General features: G+C 60.5%; 19 protein-coding genes. 7 read left to right on the forward strand and 12 right to left on the reverse strand.

The genetic code is table 11. The features are described 5' to 3' along the window. Positions 1-66: 66 nt before the first annotated feature. From R6W86_RS18630 to cmoB, 5 genes are read left to right on the forward strand one after another with little or no spacing between them, the layout of a single operon-like run. Entirely contained in the window at positions 67-480 is a 414-nt protein-coding gene (locus R6W86_RS18630; RefSeq protein ID WP_410330842.1) for a hypothetical protein, read from the forward strand. Between the two features lie 19 nt (positions 481-499). Next, positions 500-1516, forward strand: a complete 1017-nt coding sequence (locus tag R6W86_RS18635) for a serine/threonine protein kinase (RefSeq protein WP_410330843.1) — start codon at positions 500-502, stop codon at positions 1514-1516. A gap of 32 nt (positions 1517-1548) precedes the next feature. Further along, positions 1549-1908 (forward strand): kinase, encoded by a 360-nt coding sequence (locus tag R6W86_RS18640; protein ID WP_410330844.1) that lies wholly within the window; start codon positions 1549-1551, stop codon positions 1906-1908. Next, a complete protein-coding gene (gene cmoA / locus R6W86_RS18645) occupies positions 1901-2665 on the forward strand; it encodes a carboxy-S-adenosyl-L-methionine synthase CmoA (RefSeq protein WP_410330845.1) in 765 nt (254 codons plus the stop codon). Before R6W86_RS18640 ends, cmoA begins: the two co-directional genes overlap by 8 nt. A gap of 16 nt (positions 2666-2681) precedes the next feature. Beyond that, the gene (gene cmoB / locus R6W86_RS18650; protein ID WP_410330846.1) at positions 2682-3674 is read left to right on the forward strand and encodes a tRNA 5-methoxyuridine(34)/uridine 5-oxyacetic acid(34) synthase CmoB; all 993 of its coding nucleotides are present in this window, start codon (positions 2682-2684) and stop codon (positions 3672-3674) included. A gap of 56 nt (positions 3675-3730) precedes the next feature. Here cmoB and R6W86_RS18655 read toward each other — a convergent pair whose 3' ends face one another. From R6W86_RS18655 to R6W86_RS18705, 11 genes are all read right to left on the reverse strand, one after another. After that, positions 3731-5026 carry an adenylosuccinate synthase gene (locus tag R6W86_RS18655; protein ID WP_410330847.1) on the reverse strand — a complete coding sequence of 432 codons (1296 nt, stop codon included), beginning with the start codon at positions 5024-5026 and terminating at the stop codon, positions 3731-3733. Between the two features lie 14 nt (positions 5027-5040). Next, on the reverse strand, positions 5041-6222 hold the full coding sequence (locus R6W86_RS18660) for an ATP phosphoribosyltransferase regulatory subunit (RefSeq protein ID WP_410330848.1): 1182 nt from the start codon (positions 6220-6222) through the stop codon (positions 5041-5043). A gap of 177 nt (positions 6223-6399) precedes the next feature. Further along, positions 6400-7278: a protease modulator HflC gene (gene hflC / locus R6W86_RS18665; RefSeq protein WP_410330849.1), complete on the reverse strand. Its 879-nt coding sequence runs from the start codon at positions 7276-7278 to the stop codon at positions 6400-6402. 3 nt (positions 7279-7281) lie between these two features. Further along, a complete protein-coding gene (gene hflK / locus R6W86_RS18670; protein ID WP_410330850.1) occupies positions 7282-8481 on the reverse strand; it encodes an FtsH protease activity modulator HflK in 1200 nt (399 codons plus the stop codon). A 78-nt stretch (positions 8482-8559) separates the two neighbouring features. Next, entirely contained in the window at positions 8560-9858 is a 1299-nt protein-coding gene (hflX, locus tag R6W86_RS18675) for a ribosome rescue GTPase HflX (RefSeq protein WP_410330851.1), read from the reverse strand. Positions 9859-9976: 118 nt separating this feature from the next. Further along, the gene (gene hfq, locus R6W86_RS18680; RefSeq protein ID WP_008170056.1) at positions 9977-10228 is read right to left on the reverse strand and encodes an RNA chaperone Hfq; all 252 of its coding nucleotides are present in this window, start codon (positions 10226-10228) and stop codon (positions 9977-9979) included. Positions 10229-10266: 38 nt separating this feature from the next. After that, a complete protein-coding gene (gene miaA, locus R6W86_RS18685) occupies positions 10267-11304 on the reverse strand; it encodes a tRNA (adenosine(37)-N6)-dimethylallyltransferase MiaA (RefSeq protein ID WP_410330852.1) in 1038 nt (345 codons plus the stop codon). Positions 11305-11323: 19 nt separating this feature from the next. Then, positions 11324-13234: a DNA mismatch repair endonuclease MutL gene (gene mutL, locus R6W86_RS18690; RefSeq protein ID WP_410330853.1), complete on the reverse strand. Its 1911-nt coding sequence runs from the start codon at positions 13232-13234 to the stop codon at positions 11324-11326. A gap of 20 nt (positions 13235-13254) precedes the next feature. Continuing rightward, the gene (locus R6W86_RS18695; RefSeq protein WP_410330854.1) at positions 13255-14610 is read right to left on the reverse strand and encodes an N-acetylmuramoyl-L-alanine amidase; all 1356 of its coding nucleotides are present in this window, start codon (positions 14608-14610) and stop codon (positions 13255-13257) included. A gap of 36 nt (positions 14611-14646) precedes the next feature. Beyond that, a complete protein-coding gene (gene tsaE, locus R6W86_RS18700; protein ID WP_410330855.1) occupies positions 14647-15144 on the reverse strand; it encodes a tRNA (adenosine(37)-N6)-threonylcarbamoyltransferase complex ATPase subunit type 1 TsaE in 498 nt (165 codons plus the stop codon). Further along, complete coding sequence (locus R6W86_RS18705) at positions 15141-16700, reverse strand: NAD(P)H-hydrate dehydratase (RefSeq protein WP_410330856.1); 1560 nt, start codon at positions 16698-16700, stop codon at positions 15141-15143. Before R6W86_RS18705 ends, tsaE begins: the two co-directional genes overlap by 4 nt. Positions 16701-16847: 147 nt before the next feature. Here R6W86_RS18705 and queG point away from each other — a divergent pair, with 147 nt between their 5' ends. After that, complete coding sequence (gene queG / locus R6W86_RS18710; protein ID WP_410330857.1) at positions 16848-17933, forward strand: tRNA epoxyqueuosine(34) reductase QueG; 1086 nt, start codon at positions 16848-16850, stop codon at positions 17931-17933. On the opposite strand, the gene orn is transcribed toward queG, so the two are convergent. Further along, the gene (gene orn, locus R6W86_RS18715; protein WP_410330858.1) at positions 17923-18465 is read right to left on the reverse strand and encodes an oligoribonuclease; all 543 of its coding nucleotides are present in this window, start codon (positions 18463-18465) and stop codon (positions 17923-17925) included. The two genes, queG and orn, sit on opposite strands and share 11 nt — an antisense overlap. 254 nt (positions 18466-18719) lie before the next feature. Between orn and rsgA the strand changes: the two genes are divergently transcribed. Then, positions 18720-19775, forward strand: a complete 1056-nt coding sequence (rsgA, locus tag R6W86_RS18720) for a small ribosomal subunit biogenesis GTPase RsgA (RefSeq protein ID WP_410330859.1) — start codon at positions 18720-18722, stop codon at positions 19773-19775. The last annotated feature ends 6 nt before the right edge of the window (positions 19776-19781 follow it).

Consider the following 19781-nt stretch of genomic DNA (forward strand, 5'->3'; position numbering starts at 1 on the left):
AAACATTACCTGAACCCGCATAAACGTTATACTTGCAGCCAGGAAAATTTTAACGGAGCCCCATGGATGTCGGACCGCAAACAGTTTATTGCCGTTATGGTTGTCGCTGCACTGTTCGTGGGCTGGCTGGGATGGCGCAGTTTCGAGGTCATCAGTCTTAACGAGCTGCTGAAATCCGATGACATGGTCGCCAACTACCCCTACCAGCACCGGGTGCTGCGGGTAGAGGGGGACACCGCCATCATGGGCTCTCTTCGATCCCACACTGTGTCAACGGAAGAAGCCCTCAGGGCAATCTTTCCGAGCATGCGAAATCTCCCGGACAACCATCGGGACTGGCAACGGGCGGAACGGCAACTGGCACAGGTGCAGGCCCGGGCCGGTGAAATCGTCCTTGCCGACCCGGGAATCGACCACGTCCGCTGGGAACTGGACGAGAACTGGTATCATCTGCTGCGCATGAAATCGAACACCGACTAAGGCCTTTGACCACACTCCTATGCCCCATGACCCGCAACTGGCCGTATCCGGCCATCCCTACGACGCCCTCACTCCAGATGCCATCCTGGATGCCCTCGAAGAGACGGGTTTCCCGGTCAGCGGTCGCCTGTTCGCCCTGAACAGCTACGAGAACCGGGTTTACCAGATCGGCATCGAGGAGCAGATTCCGGTGATTGCCAAGTTCTACCGTCCGGGTCGCTGGAGCGAGGCCGCCATCCGGGAGGAACACAGGTTTACCCTGGAACTGCACGAAGCAGGTATCCCTGTCGTGGCGCCGATGGTTATGGCAGGCGGGGATACCCTGGGCGAGCATGGCGGTTTCCGGTTTGCGGTCTTTCCCCAGCGGGGCGGCCACGCGCCCGATACCAGCGTCACCGACACGCTGTTCCGGTTGGGACAGTGGCTCGGGCAACTCCATAATATCGGAGCTCGTGAGCCCTTCCATCATCGGCCCGCGTTTGCCCTGATGGAAGGCCTTAAGACCAACAACCTGCTACTGATTGAGGGCGACTGGATCCCCGAGGATCTGCGGCCGGCCTGGGATAGCCTGATACCGCAACTTCTGGACCTGTGCGCCGCCCGCATCGACGATGCCGGGCCGGTGGATACCCTGCGCCTGCATGGCGACTGTCACGCGGGTAATATTCTGTGTCGGGAGGAGCAGATGCTCTTTGTCGACCTGGACGATTGCCGCTCCGGCCCGGCCATCCAGGATATGTGGCTGCTGCTCAACGGCAATGATCACGAGCGCGGCGCCCAACTCGGGGAACTGCTGGAAGGCTACGAAATGTTCCGGAACTTCAACCGCCGTGAACGCCACCTGATCGAACCCCTGCGCTGCTACCGGCAGATCGCCCATTGTGCCTGGCTGGCAAAACGCTGGGACGATCCCGCCTTCCCCCGCTTCTTTCCCTGGTTTGCCCAGCCCCGGTTCTGGTCCGACCAGATCCTGTCCCTCCGGGAGCAGATGGCCGCCCTGCAGGCACCGGCCATCAGTATCCCCGGCCAGTACTGACCGAATGTCATTCACGTCACAACGAGGTAGGTATGAGCCAGAGTGAAGCCCGTTATACCGTCCGCAGTCTGATTGTCACCGCCGTGATCTCCATCGTGGGCACCATCCTGGTGCTGGAAGCTTCAGGCCGGATCGATCATACCGACAACAAGGACCACATGCCCGTGGGCGAGTTCGAGGCCATCCACGTGACGCCGGATGAGCCATTCCGGATGTCGCCCAAGGCGTCGGAGCTGCATGCGGTCTGCGAGAACGGCTACCTGGCGATTGCCGCTGATGTGGATCCCTCCTTCCGAGGTATCCTGGTGGATTACAAGAACCGAGGCGTTCGTTGTCGCCGCCCGTCCCCGACCGCGCCCGCTGTGCCGGCCCAGGGAGCGGCGGATGAGTAAGGAAAAAGCATCACCCCAACCCCCGGAACAGGCCACCGACCGCCTGTTTGCCACGGAGCGACAACCGGAGGACTTCCGTTTCGACGCCTCGGTGGCTCGGGTCTTCCCGGACATGATCCGCCGCTCGGTACCTGGCTACACCACCATCATCCCGATGATCGAAGTGATCACCGAACAGTACGCCCAGCCCGGCTCCAACTGCTATGATCTTGGCTGCTCCCTGGGTGCCTCCACCCTGGCCATGCGCCACGGCATTGCTCACGAAGATTGCCAACTGTTCGGAGTGGATAACTCGGCGGCGATGATCGAGCGTTGCGAACATTACATTGCCCTCGACGACTCGGCCCTACCGGTATCCCTTCGCTGCGAGGACATTCTGGACACCGAGCTGAGCAATGCCTCGGTCACGACCCTGAACTTCACCCTGCAGTTCGTACCACCGGAAAAACGAGAGGAACTCCTCGCCCGCATCGCATCGGCCACACGCCCGGGCGGCGTACTGATTCTGTCCGAGAAAATCCGTTTTGAATCGGAGCAGGAGCAAGCCACCCAGACCCGCCTGCACCATGAATTCAAGCGCGCCAACGGATACTCGGACCTGGAGATCAGCCAGAAGCGATCGGCCATTGAGCAGGTGCTCATTCCCGAGACCCTGGCGCAGCATCGCAACCGTCTGCTGAACGCCGGTTTCGACCAGGTGCTATTGTGGTATCAGTGTTTCAACTTTGTCTCCATGCTGGCCATCAAGGCCGAATAACGACTACCGCATACTCATGAACACTTTCGACTGGCAACGCTATTTCAACCCTGTTCTGTCCGAACTCGATGCCCAGGGCCTGCAAGATTGGGCGGAAGCCCTTCGGGAGCAGTTCCGTTACAAATTCGAAGAGGTTCCTCACGGAGACCTGGCGCGCTGGTCGGGAGCCCTGGAAACGCTGCCCAGGCTACCGGGGACTCGGGGGCAGCTGAATGCTTCGGCGGTTACCCTCGAAACCGGTCAGGCACTGACTGAGGCGGACCATCAGAAGCTGGAAACAGGATTGCGCGGGCTAATGCCCTGGCGCAAGGGCCCTTTTCAGTTCTTCGGCATCTTCATCGACACCGAGTGGCGCTCCGACTGGAAGTGGGACCGGGTCGCACCCCACCTGTCCGACCTCAAGGGCCGTCAGATTCTGGACGTCGGCTGTGGCTCCGGCTACCACTGCTGGCGCATGTATGGCGCCGGGGCCCAGCGGGTCGTCGGTATCGATCCGGGGCTCCTGTTCCTGTTCCAGTTTCTCGCGGTAAAGAACTATCTCGGGGAGGTTCCGGTCGACCTGTTGCCGGTTAGAATGGAGGATCTGCCCACCAACCTGGAGATCTTTGACACTACCTTCTCCATGGGTGTGCTCTACCATCGGCGCTCGCCTCTGGACCATCTACTGGAACTCAAGAGCACGCTGCGCCGGGGCGGCGAGCTGGTGCTGGAAACCCTGGTGGTGGATGGTCCGGAGGGCTACAGTCTGATGCCCGAGGACCGATATGGCCAAATGCGCAACGTCTGGTTCCTGCCCAGCTGTGGCACTCTGTTACGCTGGCTGCAGCGCACCGGGTTCCGGGACGCGAAAGTGGTGGACGTTACCGAGACGACAACCGGGGAACAACGTTCCACGGACTGGATGCGGTTCAACTCTTTGCAGGATTTTCTCGATCCGGAGGATCCCTCAAGAACGGTGGAGGGCTATCCGGGCCCGAAACGCGCCACGGTAATTGCCACCAAGCCCTGAAACACAAAGCCCCGCGTAGTTGCGGGGCTTTGTGTTTACATCAGTGCTCTTTTCGCTTATTCACCAAACGGATGACGCAGCGTGATCGTCTCGATCCGGTCCGGACCGGTGGAGATGATGTCGATCGGCGCTTCAATCTGCTCCTCCAGGAACCGGATGTACGCTTTGGCGTTCTCCGGTAGCTGATCGATGCTGGTCAGGCCCACGGTACTCTCGCTCCAGCCCGGCAGCTCCGCGTACACCGGCTCAATGTCCTTGTAACTGTCACAACCGATGGGCGGACGGAAGATCTCGCCGTTCGGGGTCTTGTAACCCACGCACACCTTCACGGTTTCCAGACCGTCCAGCACATCCAGCTTGGTCAGGCAGATGCCGGAGACGCTGTTGATCTGGATAGCGTGGCGCAAAGCTACCGCATCAAACCAGCCACAGCGACGGGAGCGACCGGTGGTGGTGCCCACTTCGTTGCCCTTCACTGCCAGATGCTGGCCCATGTCGTCAAACAGCTCGGTGGGGAACGGACCGGAACCAACACGGGTGGTGTAGGCCTTGGTAATGCCCAGCACGTAGTCCAGGAACAGGGGACCAAAACCGGAGCCGGTGGCGGTACCTCCAGCGGTGGTGTTGGAAGACGTTACGAACGGGTAGGTGCCCAAGTCGATGTCGAGCAGGGAGCCCTGGGCGCCTTCGAACAGGATGTTCTCGCCACGCTTCCGATAGTCGTGCAGAAGATCGGTCACATCCGCAGCCATGGGCAGAATTTCCTCGCCCATCCGACGAAGCTCTTCGAGAGCGGCATCAATATCCTCGGCCTCTTCCTTGAAATACTCGGTGAGGACGAAGTTGTGGTAGCTCATGATCTCCCGCAGCTTCTCCTCGAAGTCTGCCGGGTTGCACAGGTCACCCAGGCGCACACCACGACGGGACACCTTGTCCTCATAGGCCGGGCCGATACCACGGCCGGTGGTGCCGATCTTGTCGTTACCACGGGCACGCTCGCGGGCCTGATCAATGCGGACATGGGTGCGCAGGATGATCGGACAGGCCAAGCTGATTTTAAGGCGTTCACGCACCGCCACCCCATTGGCTTCCAGTTCCCGGACTTCCTTAAGCAGGGCTTCCGGGGACAGGACCACACCGTTGCCGATCAGGCACTGGACATCCTGCCGCAGGATGCCGGAGGGAATCAGGTGCAGGGCCGTCTTCTTGCCCTCAATCACCAGCGTATGGCCGGCGTTATGGCCACCCTGGAAACGAACCACGGCGGCGACCTTATCGGTCAGCAGGTCCACAATCTTACCCTTGCCTTCGTCACCCCACTGGGTGCCCAGCACAACTACGTTCTTACCCATGATTCTCTCTCAATTCAGTCCAGCGATTCGACGATCCACTCGCCGTCCTTCTTCACCAATTGCCGGTCACACCCGCGGGTGGCAGGGTTACAACCCTCATCCTCCGGCAATGCCCGGATAACCGTTTCTGTTTTTCTCAGGTCCGAAACTGTCCCTTCCAGAGCCGGGTCCTGGTCTGCCGGCGCCCAAACCGCGCCGCTCTTGTGTACTGCCCGCTCGCCCAGGGATACCAGGGCTCGGATGTCGAGGCTGAAGCCGGTGGCGGGGCGGGGACGACCAAAGTCGCTGCCAATGGCATCGTAGCGACCGCCCTTGGCGACGGAATCCCCGTGGCCGGGCACATAGGCGGCAAATACCAGACCGGTGTGGTAGTTGTAGCCCCGGAGCTCACAGAAATCGAAACCGAAGCTCACTTCCGGGAAGTCCCGGGTCAGCATGTTCGCCACACGGTCCAGCTTGTCGAGGGCGGCTTCCAGTGCCTCGGACGCGCCGCTGAGGATCTTCCGCGCTTCGACCAGTGCCTCTGGGCCACCGCTCACACGAGCGAGCTTCCGCAGCCGGTCGCCGGCGGAACCTTCCGGGCAGTCACCCAGGAGTTCGTCCAGTTCCGGTACCGATTTCCGGGCCATGGCATCAAAGATCGTTTCCTCGATGTCCCGATCGAAATCCGCTTCACCGATCAGACTCTCGTAAATCGCCACATGGGCCAGATCCAGGTGAATACGGGGCAGTCCGGCCACCCGGAGGGTTTCCAGCATCAGGCTGATCACTTCCATATCGGCCGATTCGGAAGCACTGCCAAACAGCTCGCAACCGGCCTGGATCGGGGTGCGCCCGGTCAGCATGTGGCGCGGTCGGGTATGCAGCACATGGCCGGCATAACACAGACGGGTAATACCTTCCTGGCCCAGGGTATGGGCATCAATGCGGGCGGCCTGGGGAGTCATATCCGCCCGAACCCCCATCATCCGGCCCGTGAGCTGGTCGGTCAGCTTGAAGGTCTGCAGTTCCAGGTCATGCCCGGTGCCGGTAAACAGGGATTCGAGGTATTCGATCAGGGGCGGGATGACCAGCTGGTAGCCCCAGCGTTGGCAGGTATCCATTACGTCCCGGCGCAGGGATTCGATCCGTCCGGCCAGAGGCGGCAGAATGTCCTCTACCCCGTCCGGCAGTAACCAGCGATCAGATACTGTCATGAGATTCCGTTGTCTGTTATTCCCGCAACAGCCAGATGGCTGGGGGGAGCACTCAGGATTTGCGGCGAAGTCGTGGGTCAGAAAAACCCGATACAAAACCGGCCGAATTTTACACGGTTGTCGGGCACAAAAAAACCGGAATACGAAGGTATTCCGGTTTCGTGCTTCAAACCCGGATCAGTTGGTAGCGCCCTGAGGATCCTTCAGGAACCTGAGGAAGTCGCTGTCCGAGTCAATGATCATGATGTCATCCTTGCTGGCGAACGCGCTCTGGTACGCCGTCAGGCTACGGTAGAAGCTGTAGAAGTCCTCGTTCTGGCTGTAGGCATCGGCGTAGATTCGGGCCGCCTGGCCATCGCCCTCACCGCGCAGCTGTTCGGACTTGGAAAAGGCCTCAGCCACAATGACCGTCTGCTGGCGATCAGCATCGGCACGGATACCTTCTGCAGCCTCACGACCACGGGAACGGAATTCCTGGGCCAGCTTTTCCCGCTCGGTCGCCATCCGGCGGTAGACGTTCTCGCTGACCTGCTGCGGCAACTCGATTGCCTTGACCCTGATATCCAGCACCCGGATACCGAATTCGGAGACGGACGTCTCGTTCACCTGGTCCCGCAGGGAGTGCATCAGCTCATCGCGCTGACCCGAGACCACCTCGTGCATGGTCCGCACACCGAACTCGTTCCGCAGGCCGTTATCGACCCGGGAGGACAGCAGGGACTGCGCCCGGAACTCGTCCCCCCCGGTTGACCGGTAGAAGGTATCAACGTCAGCGATCTTCCAGGCGATGTAGGAGTCCACGTCCAGGGGTTTCTTCTCGACGGTCAGGTACTGACGGGCCGGAAGATCCATGGTCAGCACACGGACGTCAAACTGGCGCACATTATCAATCACCGGCACCTTGAAGTGGATGCCCGCAGGAATGTTGGTTTCAATCAACTCACCAAAGCGCAGCAGCACGCCACGGTGGGTTTCCGGGATGATGTAGACGCTGGCCGAAACCACCAGAACAACGATCAAGGCACCGGCAAGGCCGATAATACTCTTCGGACCCATGGATTATCTCCCCGTTCTGGAATTGGTAGCCTGACGACTGCGCAGCTCGCGCAGTACTTCGTCGGTCAGTGACTGGATATCAACCTGGCCGTCCATGGAACCGGTATTACCGGCCCCATCCCGACCACTGGTCACCGTGTTGCGCTTGATCATCTGATCCAGCGGCAGGTACATCATGTTGCTGGAAGACTTGGTATCCACAAACACCTTACTGGTGTTGGACATCACGTTCTCCAGCGCCTGAATGTACATTCGCTCGCGGGTCACCCGGGGCGCATCGGAATAGACTGCCAGCAGGTCCAGGTAACGGGCGGTTTCACCACGCGCCATCTCGACGACCCGGGACTTGTAGGCATTCGCCTCCTCGATCATGCGCTGGGCCTTACCGCGAGCCTCGGGAACGATCTTGTTCCGATAGGTCTCGGCTTCCTCGATGGAGCGTTGCTCATCTTCCCGGGCACGCTGAACTTCCCGGAAGGCATCCTGGACCGGCGCAGGTGGCTGGGTGCTTTCGACGTTGACGCGAACGATCCGAAGACCAGCACCATAATCCTTCAGAAACGCCTGGAGGCGCTGTTCTACGTTGATGGCCAGCTCGGCTCGGCCCTCGGTAAGCACGTCGTCCAGGGTGGCGCTACCCACTTCATGGCGCAACGCACTGTCAGTGGCAAACGCCAGCGCCTGGTTGGAGTCACGCACGTTCAGCACATAATCCCGGGCATCGCTGACCTGATACTGCACCTGCAGGTCAACGGTCACCAGATTTTCGTCCTGGGTCAGCATCTGGCCCGCGGATTCGGCGCTACGTACGTTGGTTACCCGAACCTTGCGCACGTCATCGATCAGGGGCACCTTGAAGCGGAGCCCCGGATCTTCGGTACGGGAATACTCACCGAAACGAAGAACGACGGCCCGCTCCTGCTCGTCCACGGTGTAAAAGGATTGGTAAACGATATAACCGACGACCAGTATCGCCGCCAGGGCGATCACAGCACCGAAGCCTCCAGCAGTGCCACCAGAGCCACTATCGCCGCCTCCCGACTTGCCGCCTTTGCCGCCCAACATCTTGTTAAGCTTGTCCAGGCCCTTTTTCAGCGCCTCGTCGAGATCTGGCGGCCCCTGATCATTGCCGCCGCGACGACCACCACCGGTCCCCCAGGGATCGTTGTCGTTACGGTTTCCACCCGGTTCGTTCCAGGCCATAGTGCTCTCCGTTCCTATACTTGTCGAATGGCTGCAAATACTAGGGATTTATACTCGCCCCGGCAACCGTTTACGCTCTCAGGCGTGGCTAAGTTCAAGGCGAATCTCATGTTCTTTCACGCCCGCCCGGCTCAGCAGCTGGAGCCAGTCCCGGTTCTGCAAGCGGACTTCAACCACACTGTCACCCGTTTCCCGGTGTTCTTCACTGAGCACGGAACCGGCCTCGTGCAACAAGGCCCGCAACTTGCCATCAGCGGGGCCGAGCAATACGAAATAATGCACAACGTCCTCAGCCAGTCGCTCAACAATGGCATCGAACAGAACATCGAGACCTTCGCCGCTGACCGCCGACACCCAGACCCGCACCGGAATTCCCTCTTCGTTGCGGTCAATGCGGGGGGCAAACCCGTCCAGCAAGTCAATCTTGTTGGACACCTGTAATACGGGAATTTCGTCCGCACCGATCTCAGCCAGGACGTTTTCAACCTGTTCGATGTTATCGTCGCGACGACCATCGTGACAGTCAATTACATGCAGGAGAAGGCTCGCTTCGGTGGTCTCCTCCAGCGTCGCCCGGAAGGCCTCCACCAGCTTGTGCGGCAGGTGCCGGATGAATCCGACCGTGTCCGCCAATACGACCGGCCCGATATCCGGAAGTTCCAGCCGGCGCAGTGTCGGGTCGAGGGTTGCGAACAACTGGTTGGCCGCGTAGACGGTGGAGGTAGTCAGCCGGTTGAACAGGGTGGACTTGCCAGCGTTGGTGTAGCCGACCAGCGAGACCGTGGGAATATCAGCCCTGTGCCTGGCACGGCGCCCCTGATTCCGCTGTCTGCGGACCTTTTCCAGGCGCTTGTGGATGGACTTGATTCGCTCACGCAACAAGCGACGGTCGGTTTCGAGCTGGGTTTCACCGGGCCCCCGCAGGCCGATACCACCCTTTTGCCGCTCGAGGTGGGTCCAGCCGCGCACCAGTCGCGTGGACATATGCTCGAGCTGGGCCAGCTCCACCTGCAGCTTGCCCTCGTGGGTCCGGGCCCGTTGGGCAAAGATATCGAGAATGACTCCGGTGCGATCCAGCACCCGGCACTTGAGCTCACGCTCGATATTGCGCTCCTGACTCGGACTCAGGGCATGATTGAACAGCACCACATCCGCTTCGAAAGCGACAATGGCATCACGGATCTCTTCCAGCTTGCCTTCACCCACAAACAATCGCGGGCTCGGCTGCTTGCGCGAACCGGAAATAACAGTCACCGGCTCCACGCCGGCAGAGGTCACCAGCTCCCGGAATTCCTCCAGGTCTTCGGAATCCTCATAGGCGGTGAAGTCAATGTGAACCAGAACCGCCCGTTCGCCGACATCAGGACGCTCAAACAACGTGTACAGACTCCCGGGTCATCAGAATCGACCCCTCAGAAAAACAAACACCCGCGCACCTGAAGCCGTGGAACGGCTCTTCGGAAACGCGGGTGGCAATACCGGGAAAGCGGCTGGCTCAGTCTTCAGACTCGCCCTCTCCTCCCGGAGCCTGCTGCGGAATGCGAACATTGCGGGCAGGAACTACAGTAGAAATCGCGTGCTTGTAGACCATCTGGCTGACAGTGTTTTTCAGCAAAATCACGAATTGGTCGAAAGACTCAATCTGGCCCTGAAGCTTGATGCCGTTGACCAGAAAGATGGAAACCGGGATGCGCTCCTTGCGCAATGCATTAAGGTAAGGGTCTTGTAAGGAGTGCCCTTTTGACATGTGTGTTCTCCTGTTATTTAAGTAGATGCAGATCGTCGTTATTCAGATTTTAATGTGGTGCGAAGTCCAAGCTTTTTCAAGGCTTTTGCGGCGACCATTTTATCGTCACTGTCAAGCCAGTGGACATCGGACCATTTCCTCAACCAGGTAAGCTGCCGTTTCGCCAGCTGGCGGGTAGCGGCAACGCCCCTGCCCACAAACTCTTCACGATCACTGTCACCGGCCAGATATTCCCATGCCTGCCGGTAGCCGACACAGCGCATGGAGGGCAGTTCCGGATCGAGGTCACCCCGGGCCATAAGAGCCCGGACTTCATCAAGAAAACCGGCTTCCAGCATTCGGTGGAAACGCAGCTCTATTCGTTCATGAAGCACTTTCCGCTCACTCGGAGCGATTGCAAGTTGGATAACAGTATACGGCAGAGCGCTCCCTTCGTCTGCCTGCCACCGCGTGAAATAGGTGTAATCCTCGACGCCGGCTCCCGACGATTGCCCCGATGACCCGTTTTCCACCTGCCAGAACGCCGAAATAGGCTTGCCGGTCAGCCGGATCACCTCCAGCGCCCGCATGAGTCGTTGCCGGTTATTGGGATGGATGAGTCGGGCCGCCGCCGGGTCCTTCTGCTGCAACTCTTCATGAAGAGCCTGCCAGCTCTTTTCCTTCGCCTCGCGCTCCAGCCGGGCCCGCAACTCGGGATCCGCAGACGGCAATCCGGACATGCCGTGCAGCAGGGCCTTGAAATACATCATGGTGCCACCCACCAGCAGCGGAATGCGCCCGGCTGCGGTGATTTTCTTCATTTCAGCCAGAGCGTCGCGGCGGAAGTCGGCGGCGGAATAGATCTCTGAAGGATCACAAATATCAATGAGCCGGTGCGGCGCCCGGGCCAGTTCTTCGGCGGTAGGTTTGGCCGTGCCGATATCCATTCCCCGGTAGATCAGGGCAGAATCAACACTGATGATGTCACAGGGCAGGTGTTCACACAGGGCGATAGCCAGGTCGGTCTTGCCCGAGGCGGTTGGCCCCATCAGGAAGATGGCGGGCGGGTGCTTGCCCGGGGTTTCACTGTTCGTCATCGGGGCTCTCTCAACATCCTCAACGCCCGCGCAGGAACAGTTTGTCGAGCTCGCCGAGGGTCACCAGGGTCCAGGTGGGACGCCCGTGATTGCACTGACCACTCCGCTCCGTTGCCTCCATGTCCCGAAGCAGGGAATTCATTTCCGGGATGGTCAGCTGGCGGTTCGCCCTGACCGAGCCGTGGCAGGCCATGGTGCCCAGCAGTTCGTGGGTGACGGCCTCGACCCGGTCACTCTGGCCATGCTCGATCAGGTCCGCCAGCACATCCCGCACCAGCTGCTCGGCATCGGCTCCACGCAGGAGCGCCGGAACCTGCCGGACCGCAAGGGTTTCCGGCCCGATCCGCTCGATTTGCAGGCCCAGTTGCTGCAACCCTTCGCCGTGGGTTTCCGTGAGCGCCGCTTCTTTCTGGCTGACCGCCATGGATACCGGCACGAGCAGCGGTTGGCTTTTCAGGTCCTGCTCCGCCAGCGCCCGCTTCATTCGCTCGTAGGTGATGCGTTCATGGGCCGCATGCATATCCACCACAATCAGGCCGGCACGACTCTGGGCCAGGATATAGATTCCGTGTAGCTGGGCGATGGCATAGCCCAGGGGTGGTTCTTCCTCGCTATCGGCGGGGGGGGTTGCCTGTACCTGTGCCAGCCCCGCTGAACCAGCGGAGGACTCGGCCTCAACTCCGCCGCCGGCGTTGAGGGACTGATAAAACGCCATCTGATCGCTGGCCCGCCATTCCTGCCGCGGCATCGGTGGCCGCTCCCCTCCAAAACCGGAAGGAGCCGGAGAAGCCTGACTCGCGCTTTCCCGTGGCGGGTAAGACCAACCCTGTTGTGCGTTCGGAGCTCCAGCACTCTCCATACCTGTCGGCTGGGCCGCGGCTTCCCGCCCGACGGACTGCGCCACCGCACCGCGGAAATGATCATCGGGCCGGACATCCGCCAGCGCCCGATGCAGGGTCCGGAAAATGAAATCGTGCACAAGACGACCGTCCCGGAACCTCACCTCGTGCTTGGTGGGATGCACATTCACGTCCACCGTGGCCGGGTCCACTTCCAGGTACAGCACAAAGGCAGGGTGACGGTTGTTATACAGCACATCCCGATAGGCCTGGCGCACCGCATGGGCCACCAGTTTGTCCCGGATCACCCGGCCGTTAACGAAGAAGTACTGCAGATCCGACTGGCTCCGGGAAAACGTCGGCAGCGCAACCCAGCCCCAGAGCCGCAGCCCGGTGGCCTCGGCATCAATGACCACGGCATTGTCGATGAACTGCTGGCCACAGAGGGCTCCAATACGGCGCTCACGGTCCAGCGCGGATTCGGCCGGTCGCAGGCTCTGCACCACTCGCTGGTTATGACGCAGGGTGAACCCGGTATCGAACCGGCTCAGGGCCTGCCGACGGATACATTCGTCGACATGATTGAACTCGGTCTTCTCGGTACGAAGGAATTTCCGCCGGGCCGGCGTATTGAAGAACAGGTCCCGGACTTCCACGGTGGTACCCACCGGATGGGCCGCGGGAGAAATCCTGGCATCCATTTCACGACCCTCGACCTCCACCCGGGAGGCCGCTTCCTGGTTTTCGGCCCTGGAAGTCAGGGTCAACCGGGAGACTGAGCTGATACTGGCCAACGCCTCGCCCCGGAACCCGAGGGAAGCTACGGCTTCGAGATCATCGAGACTGGTGATCTTGCTGGTTGCGTGGCGGCTCAGGGCCAGAGGCAGGTCATCTTCCTCGATACCACTGCCGTCATCACGGACGCGGATAAGCTTGGCGCCGCCCTGCTCTATCTCGACATCGACCCGTCTGGCACCGGCATCCAGGGCATTTTCAACCAATTCCTTGACGACCGATGCGGGACGCTCCACCACCTCACCCGCGGCTATCTGGTTCGCCAGCCGGGGAGAGAGCAAATGAATGTGGGGCATGTTTCGGGAAAACCTCTTGCTCAGGATGCGGGGATACGAATGGTTTGCCCTACCATAACACGGTCATCACTCAAGCCGTTAAGTCGCATCAACTCGTTAACGGAAATCTGGTTTTCCTTGGCCAGCTGGGACAGGGTGTCCCCGCGCCGGATCCGGTACTGACTGACGTCGTTGCCACCCTTGCCATTCTGCTTCTGCCAGGCCAACAGCGTGCCTGGCGGCGGAGTCTTGCGGAAATAGTCGTTGATGCCGCCCATGATGGCACCGGCCAGGCGACTGCGGTACCAGTCCGTTGCCAGGTTCTTCTCTTCCTGGGGATTGGAGATGAAGCCCGCTTCGACCAGGATGGACGGAATATCCGGCGATTTCAGCACCACGAATGCCGCCTGCTCCACGCCCGGCTTATGCAACCTGGCAACGTTATCGAGCTTGCCCAGCACCGAACCACCTAATCCGAGGCTGGCATTGATGCTGGCGGTCATGGACAGGTCCAGAAGTACCCCTGCCAGCATGTCGTCCCTTCCTTCGAGAGACACACCACCGGTGCCCCCGATCAGGTCGGATCGATTCTCGCTCTGCGCCAGCCATCGGGCCGTTTCACTGGTGGCCCCGCGCTGGGACAGGGCAAAAACGGACGCTCCATTTGGCTGGGGTGTCCGGAAGGCATCGGCATGGATCGACACAAACAGATCGGCATTGTACTTCCGGGCCAGCAACGTCCGGTTCCGCAAGCCAACGTAGTAGTCACCCGTGCGGGTCAACTTTGCCGTGTAGCCCGGCTGTTTGTTTATCAGGCTCTCAAGGGTCTTCGCCATTTTCAGGACCACATCCTTTTCCCGGGTGCCCCTCGGGCCGATCGCGCCCGGATCCTCGCCACCATGGCCTGCATCAATCACCACAATCACATCCCGCTTGCCACCCGAGTCCTGGGTCACCGTCGGCTGGGTGGCCCGTTCGAGCCGGCTGCCATTCTCATCGATCAGGTCCACGACCAGTCGATGGCCATACTGCTGGTTGGGTTCCAGCTGGAAGCTGCGTGGTTTGATATCGCTTCTGAGGTCGAGCACTACCCGGAGGTCATTCCCGTTCCGTGGCGCGCTGCGAATCCGCTGGATCGGACTACCCGAGAGATCCAGCTTGTCCAGGTCTGCCTTGAGCGAGGCGTTACTCAGGTCAATCACCAACCGTGAAGGCCCACTCAGGGAAAAGATGTTGTGTTGCAGCGGGCCGGTCACGTCCAGCACCAGGCGGGTGTGGTCCGGCGCGGGCCAGATCCGCGCACCCTCGACACGGTCACCAGCTGCCGCTCCCCATGCGAGAGACCAGGTTGTGAACAGCGCCAACAAATTGATAAGGCTGCGTTTTCCCTTGAACATACCGCTTACCTGCAAAAGATCAGTTATCACCGGTCGTCAATGTTCCGGACCAACCAGTTCCAGCTCGTTCATCAAATGGGCTCCCTGGGCCGAACGGGCCCGGATAATGACGGACCGGCCGTCCTCTTCCCGCTCCAGGTGGATCTCCAGATCCGGCTCCGGCAGGACGCCCTTGCCCCGCTCCGGCCATTCAATCAGGCACAGGTTATCTCCCGAGAAATAATCCCGGATACCCATGTACTCAAGTTCCTCCGGATCGCCCAGGCGATACAGATCAAAATGATAGGCCGGCGGCTTCAGATGCTCATAGGGCTCTACCAGGGTATAGGTCGGGCTTTTTACCGCCCCCTCATGCCCGAGGCCACGCATGACACCACGACTCAGGGTGGTTTTACCCATGCCGAGGTCGCCGTCCAGGAATACCGTCAACCCCTGACCGGACTGGATGACCAGACGGGCCAGTTCCCGACCGAGCTTCTCGGTCTCCGCCTCACCTTCCAGAAACAGGCGGCGCTCGTCACCGTAAATCGTCATCCATCCACCCGTTTCTGAACATCGGAAAATTCAATCTGCCGGAAAACCGACGGCAGGTTATCGATCACATCGGCGGGTATCAGCCCGGTGTAACCGCGGGATTCCGAGGCCCGGTCAGCCGCCGCCAGATGGGCACAGGCCCCAAGAATGGTCGCCCGGGCCAGGTCATCCAGCTGACCGCACATGGCCCCGAGCATTCCAGCCAGGACATCACCCATACCGCCGGTGGCCATTCCCGGGTTACTGCCGCTGATAATATCCACCGTCTGGCTACCAGAGGCAATCACGGTTCCCGCGCCCTTGAGCAGAACCACCCCACCAAAGATGGACTGCAGCTTGCACACCGCTGCCATCCGGTCAACCTCGACTTCGGAAACGGTGCAACCGAGCAACCGGGCGGCCTCGCCAGGATGCGGCGTCAGCACCTGATGGACGAAGGGCACGGCGACCCGGGCCGCCATCAGGTTCAGGGCATCGGCATCCAGCACTCTTGGCTTGTCACTGGCCAACACCTGCTGGAGCATCTGCTGCCCCCAGGCACTCTTGCCGATGCCCGGTCCGCACACCACAACCGACGCCGCTTCAAGCAGCGGCGGCAGTTCGGACCCGTGAATAAGGCCGTGCACCATCACCGATGGACAGCGAGCCAGTGCCGCCGAGATATGCTCCGGCCGCGTTGCCAGCGAGACCAGGCCAGCCCCGGAACGGACTGCCGCTTCTGCCGCCATCAGGCCGGCGCCGCCAAACCCGCGGTCCCCGGCGATAATGAGCACATGCCCGAACCTCCCCTTGTGGGCGTTCGCCGCACGTTCCGGGAGCCAGCGCCCAACGGAGTCCAAGTTCCGCAAACAAGCCACGGGAGACTGGCCACTGGCATCGATGTCGTTGTCTGTACCTAGCGAATCAAACACAACCTCGCCACATACCGCCGGTCCCTGCCCGGTGAACAGCCCGGATTTGAGACCGATAAAGGTAACGGTCATCGTTGCCCGGACCACATCACCGTCGGCAACACCGGTCGTCGCATTCAGACCCGACGGCACATCCACCGCCAGCACCGGTACGCCACTGGCATTGCAACGGGCAATGACACCGGAAAACGGCTCCCGGGGAGCTCCGGACACACCGGTCCCGAGCAGGGCATCGACAATCAGGCCGGCATGCTCAAACGAGGCGTCGAGTGCGGGCTCATCCGCCACCGATAGTTCACGTACCTCAACGCCATCAGCAACGGCCTTCTGCCAGGCCTTGCGGGCATCACCGGCGAGTTTTTCGGTCGGGGCTACGGCAATGCAGGACACAGTCAGTCCGTGCCGCTTGGCGTTGGCCGCCACCAGGTAGCCGTCACCGCCGTTGTTGCCCGCGCCACACAGCACCAGTACCGGGCCACAGTCGGGCCAACGCCGGACCAGGCGACGGAAAGCAGCGTGGGCTGCGGTCTGCATTAACTCGAAACCGTCCACGCCCAGTTCGTCAATCACGTAGCGGTCCATCTGCCGCACAGCATCGGCGGAATAGAGGTCGTCTGGTAGACTGTGGGCAGAGATGGGCGGCATGAGCCTGAGCTCCCGTTACAGAAACCGGTTTAAGAAAATTGGCCAGATACCTGTAAAGCATAGCAAAACGGGGAAAAAGGTCATAACTTAATCAAATTAAACTTCCACAGTGAATTCACCCGGACCACACCCGCTGACAACACAACCATGACCGAACCGAGAGAATCTCCGCCAGCACAGCCCGAACTCGATGATTTCCCGGGTAAAATCCGGCAATGGGCACAACAGCTGGGCTTCGCCGATGCCGGCATCACCCTGCCGGACACCGGGCCCCACGCCGATCGCCTGAACGCCTGGCTCGCGGAGGATTACCAAGGCGAAATGGAGTATATGGGCCACCACGGGGACAAGCGATACACCCCGACGTCGCTGGTGCCCGGCACGGCCCGGATCATCTCGGTGCGGATGGACTACCTGCCGGCACCGGATAACCCGAAACAAGCGCTCACTGACCGGGAAACCGCCTACGTTACCCGTTATGCCCTGGGGCGGGACTATCACAAGCTGATGCGCAAGCGCCTGGCCACCCTGGCAAAGTGGATTGACGAAGCTGTGAGCGGGTTCGAGTACCGGGCTTTTGTCGACAGCGCCCCGGTTCTTGAACGGGCACTGGCCCAGCGGGCGGGACTGGGCTGGATCGGGAAGAACAACATGCTGATTCATCCGAAGGCCGGGTCGTTTTTCTTTCTGGGCGAGATTTTTACCAGTGCACCAATCCCTGTGGACCCGCCCTTCGAAACGGAACACTGTGGCAGTTGCTCCGCCTGCCTGGAGGTCTGCCCCACGGACGCCTTTGTTGGCCCTCACCTGCTGGATGCCCGTCGCTGTATCAGCTACCTGACTATTGAGCTGAAAAGCTCGATTCCTGAGGAATTGCGCCCGAAGATGGGCAACCGGGTGTTCGGCTGTGACGACTGCCAGCTGGTCTGCCCATGGAACAAGTTCAGCAAGCCGACGGCGGAGCAGGATTTCCAGCCCAGGCATGGGCTCGATAACAGTTCGCTGGCGGAGCTGTTCCTGTGGACGGAGGAACAGTTCCTGAAGCGAACGGAGGGGTCGGCGATCCGGCGCACCGGTTACGAGGGCTGGCTCCGGAATCTGGCGGTTGGCCTGGGCAATGCGCCGACCACCATTCCGGTGGTGGAAGCCTTGAAGCAGCGGGCGGACCACCGGTCAGAGATGGTCCGTGAGCATGTGCATTGGGCGTTACGCCAGCACGGGCTTACAGTTTGAAGAAGTGATCGCGGTAGTGACGCAGCTCGTTGATGGAGTCGCGGATGTCGTCCAGAGCGAGGTGGCTGCCTTTTTTCTTCACGCCGTCGAGTACGTCGGGGCGCCAGCGGCGGGCCAGTTCTTTGACGGTGGAGACGTCGAGGTTGCGGTAGTGGAAGAAAGCTTCCAGTTCCGGCATGTACTTGACCAGGAAACGGCGGTCCTGGCCTATGCTGTTACCGCACAGGGGTGATTCGCCGGGGCCCACGTGTTTTTTGAGGAACACGAGGGTTTCCTGTTCGGCTGCCGTTTCGGTGATGGTGCTTTCTTTGACGCGTTTGGTGAGGCCGCTGGCTCCGTGGGTGTTGGTGCACCATTCGTCCATGGCCTCCAGCAGGCTGTCCGGTTGATGGACGGCGATGACCGGGCCTTCGGCGATGATGTTAAGTTCAGCATCGGTGATGATGGTGGCCATTTCGATGATGCGTTCTTTTTCCGGATCGAGGCCGGTCATTTCCAGGTCGATCCAAACTAGGCGGTTGCCTTCTGACATGTGTTCCTAACCTTCTGATTTGGGGGCAGGCTAGCAGCGGGGTAGCCTCTTCGGGAACCGCTACGAGCACGTCCATGTGCGCTTGTTTCAGGCCATCCTTGGCCTTCAACATTCCCGAAGAGGCTACCCCACCGCTAGCTCATAATCCGGAGATATAGTCTTTAAGGTCTTCAACATACTACAGCGACCCACAAGTGATTCCAGTATGATGGCACGGTCGATGACGAACTTTCACGGGATCTCTCTTATCATTTATGGCAAAACGGCGACTGAACAAACAGCAACAGTGGCGGATCAAGAAGATCCAGCAGGAACGGGCTGCCCGTGCTGCCAAAAAGGAAAAGGCCATTGAACAGCAGGCCGAGGCCGGTGAGCTGGGGCCGGAGCAAGAAGGTCTGATCATCGCCCATTATGGCCAGCAGTTGGATGTGGAGGCCCTGGAGGGCGAAGATTCCGGAACGGTTTTCCGCTGTTTTGTCCGGGCCAACATCGACAGTCTGGTGACCGGCGACCGGGTGATCTGGCGCAAGGGCAAGAGTGAGACCGGGGTGATTGTCGCCCGTTGCGACCGGCAGAATCTGCTGCAGCGGCCGGACAATTTCGGAGCCCTGAAGCCGGTGGCGGCGAATATTGATCACATCATTCTGGTGATTGCCCCGGAGCCGGAACCTCACGATAACCTGATTGACCGGTATCTGGTGGCTTCGGAGACCAGTGATATTCCGGCGGTGATTCTGCTCAACAAGACGGATCTGATTACTGAGGAGAATCGGGAGCAGATCGAGGAATTACTCTCCCGGTATGAGGACCTCGGTTATGAGGTCGTGCGCACGTCGGCCGCTGAATCCGGTAATGAGCCGGCGCCGGAGGTTGCGGCGCTGGTGAAGGATCAGACCAGTGTGTTTGTCGGTCAGTCAGGCGTGGGCAAGTCGTCGATTATCCAGACGCTACTGCCGGGGGAATCGCTTCGGGTCGGGGCGGTTTCGGAGAGTACCGGCAAGGGGATCCACACCACCACGACGGCCAAGCTTTTCCACCTGCCCCTGGGCGGGGATCTGATTGATTCGCCGGGTATCCGGGAGTTCGGGCTGTGGCACATGACGCCGCAGGAGATCGAGTATGGTTTCCGGGAGATCCGGGAGCTGATTGGCATGTGCAAATTCCGGAATTGCCGGCACATGGGGGATCCCGGTTGCGCCCTGGAGGCGGCGGCCGCGGAGGGGCGGATCAGTCTGGAGCGGCTGAAGAGCTTTCACCGGATTCTGGCGGACATGACCGAGCAGCAGGCCCGAGGCCTGAGAGTGGACTGAGTCGCA

The organism is Marinobacter sp. (assembly GCF_046484525.1).
Lineage (GTDB): Bacteria > Pseudomonadota > Gammaproteobacteria > Pseudomonadales > Oleiphilaceae > Marinobacter.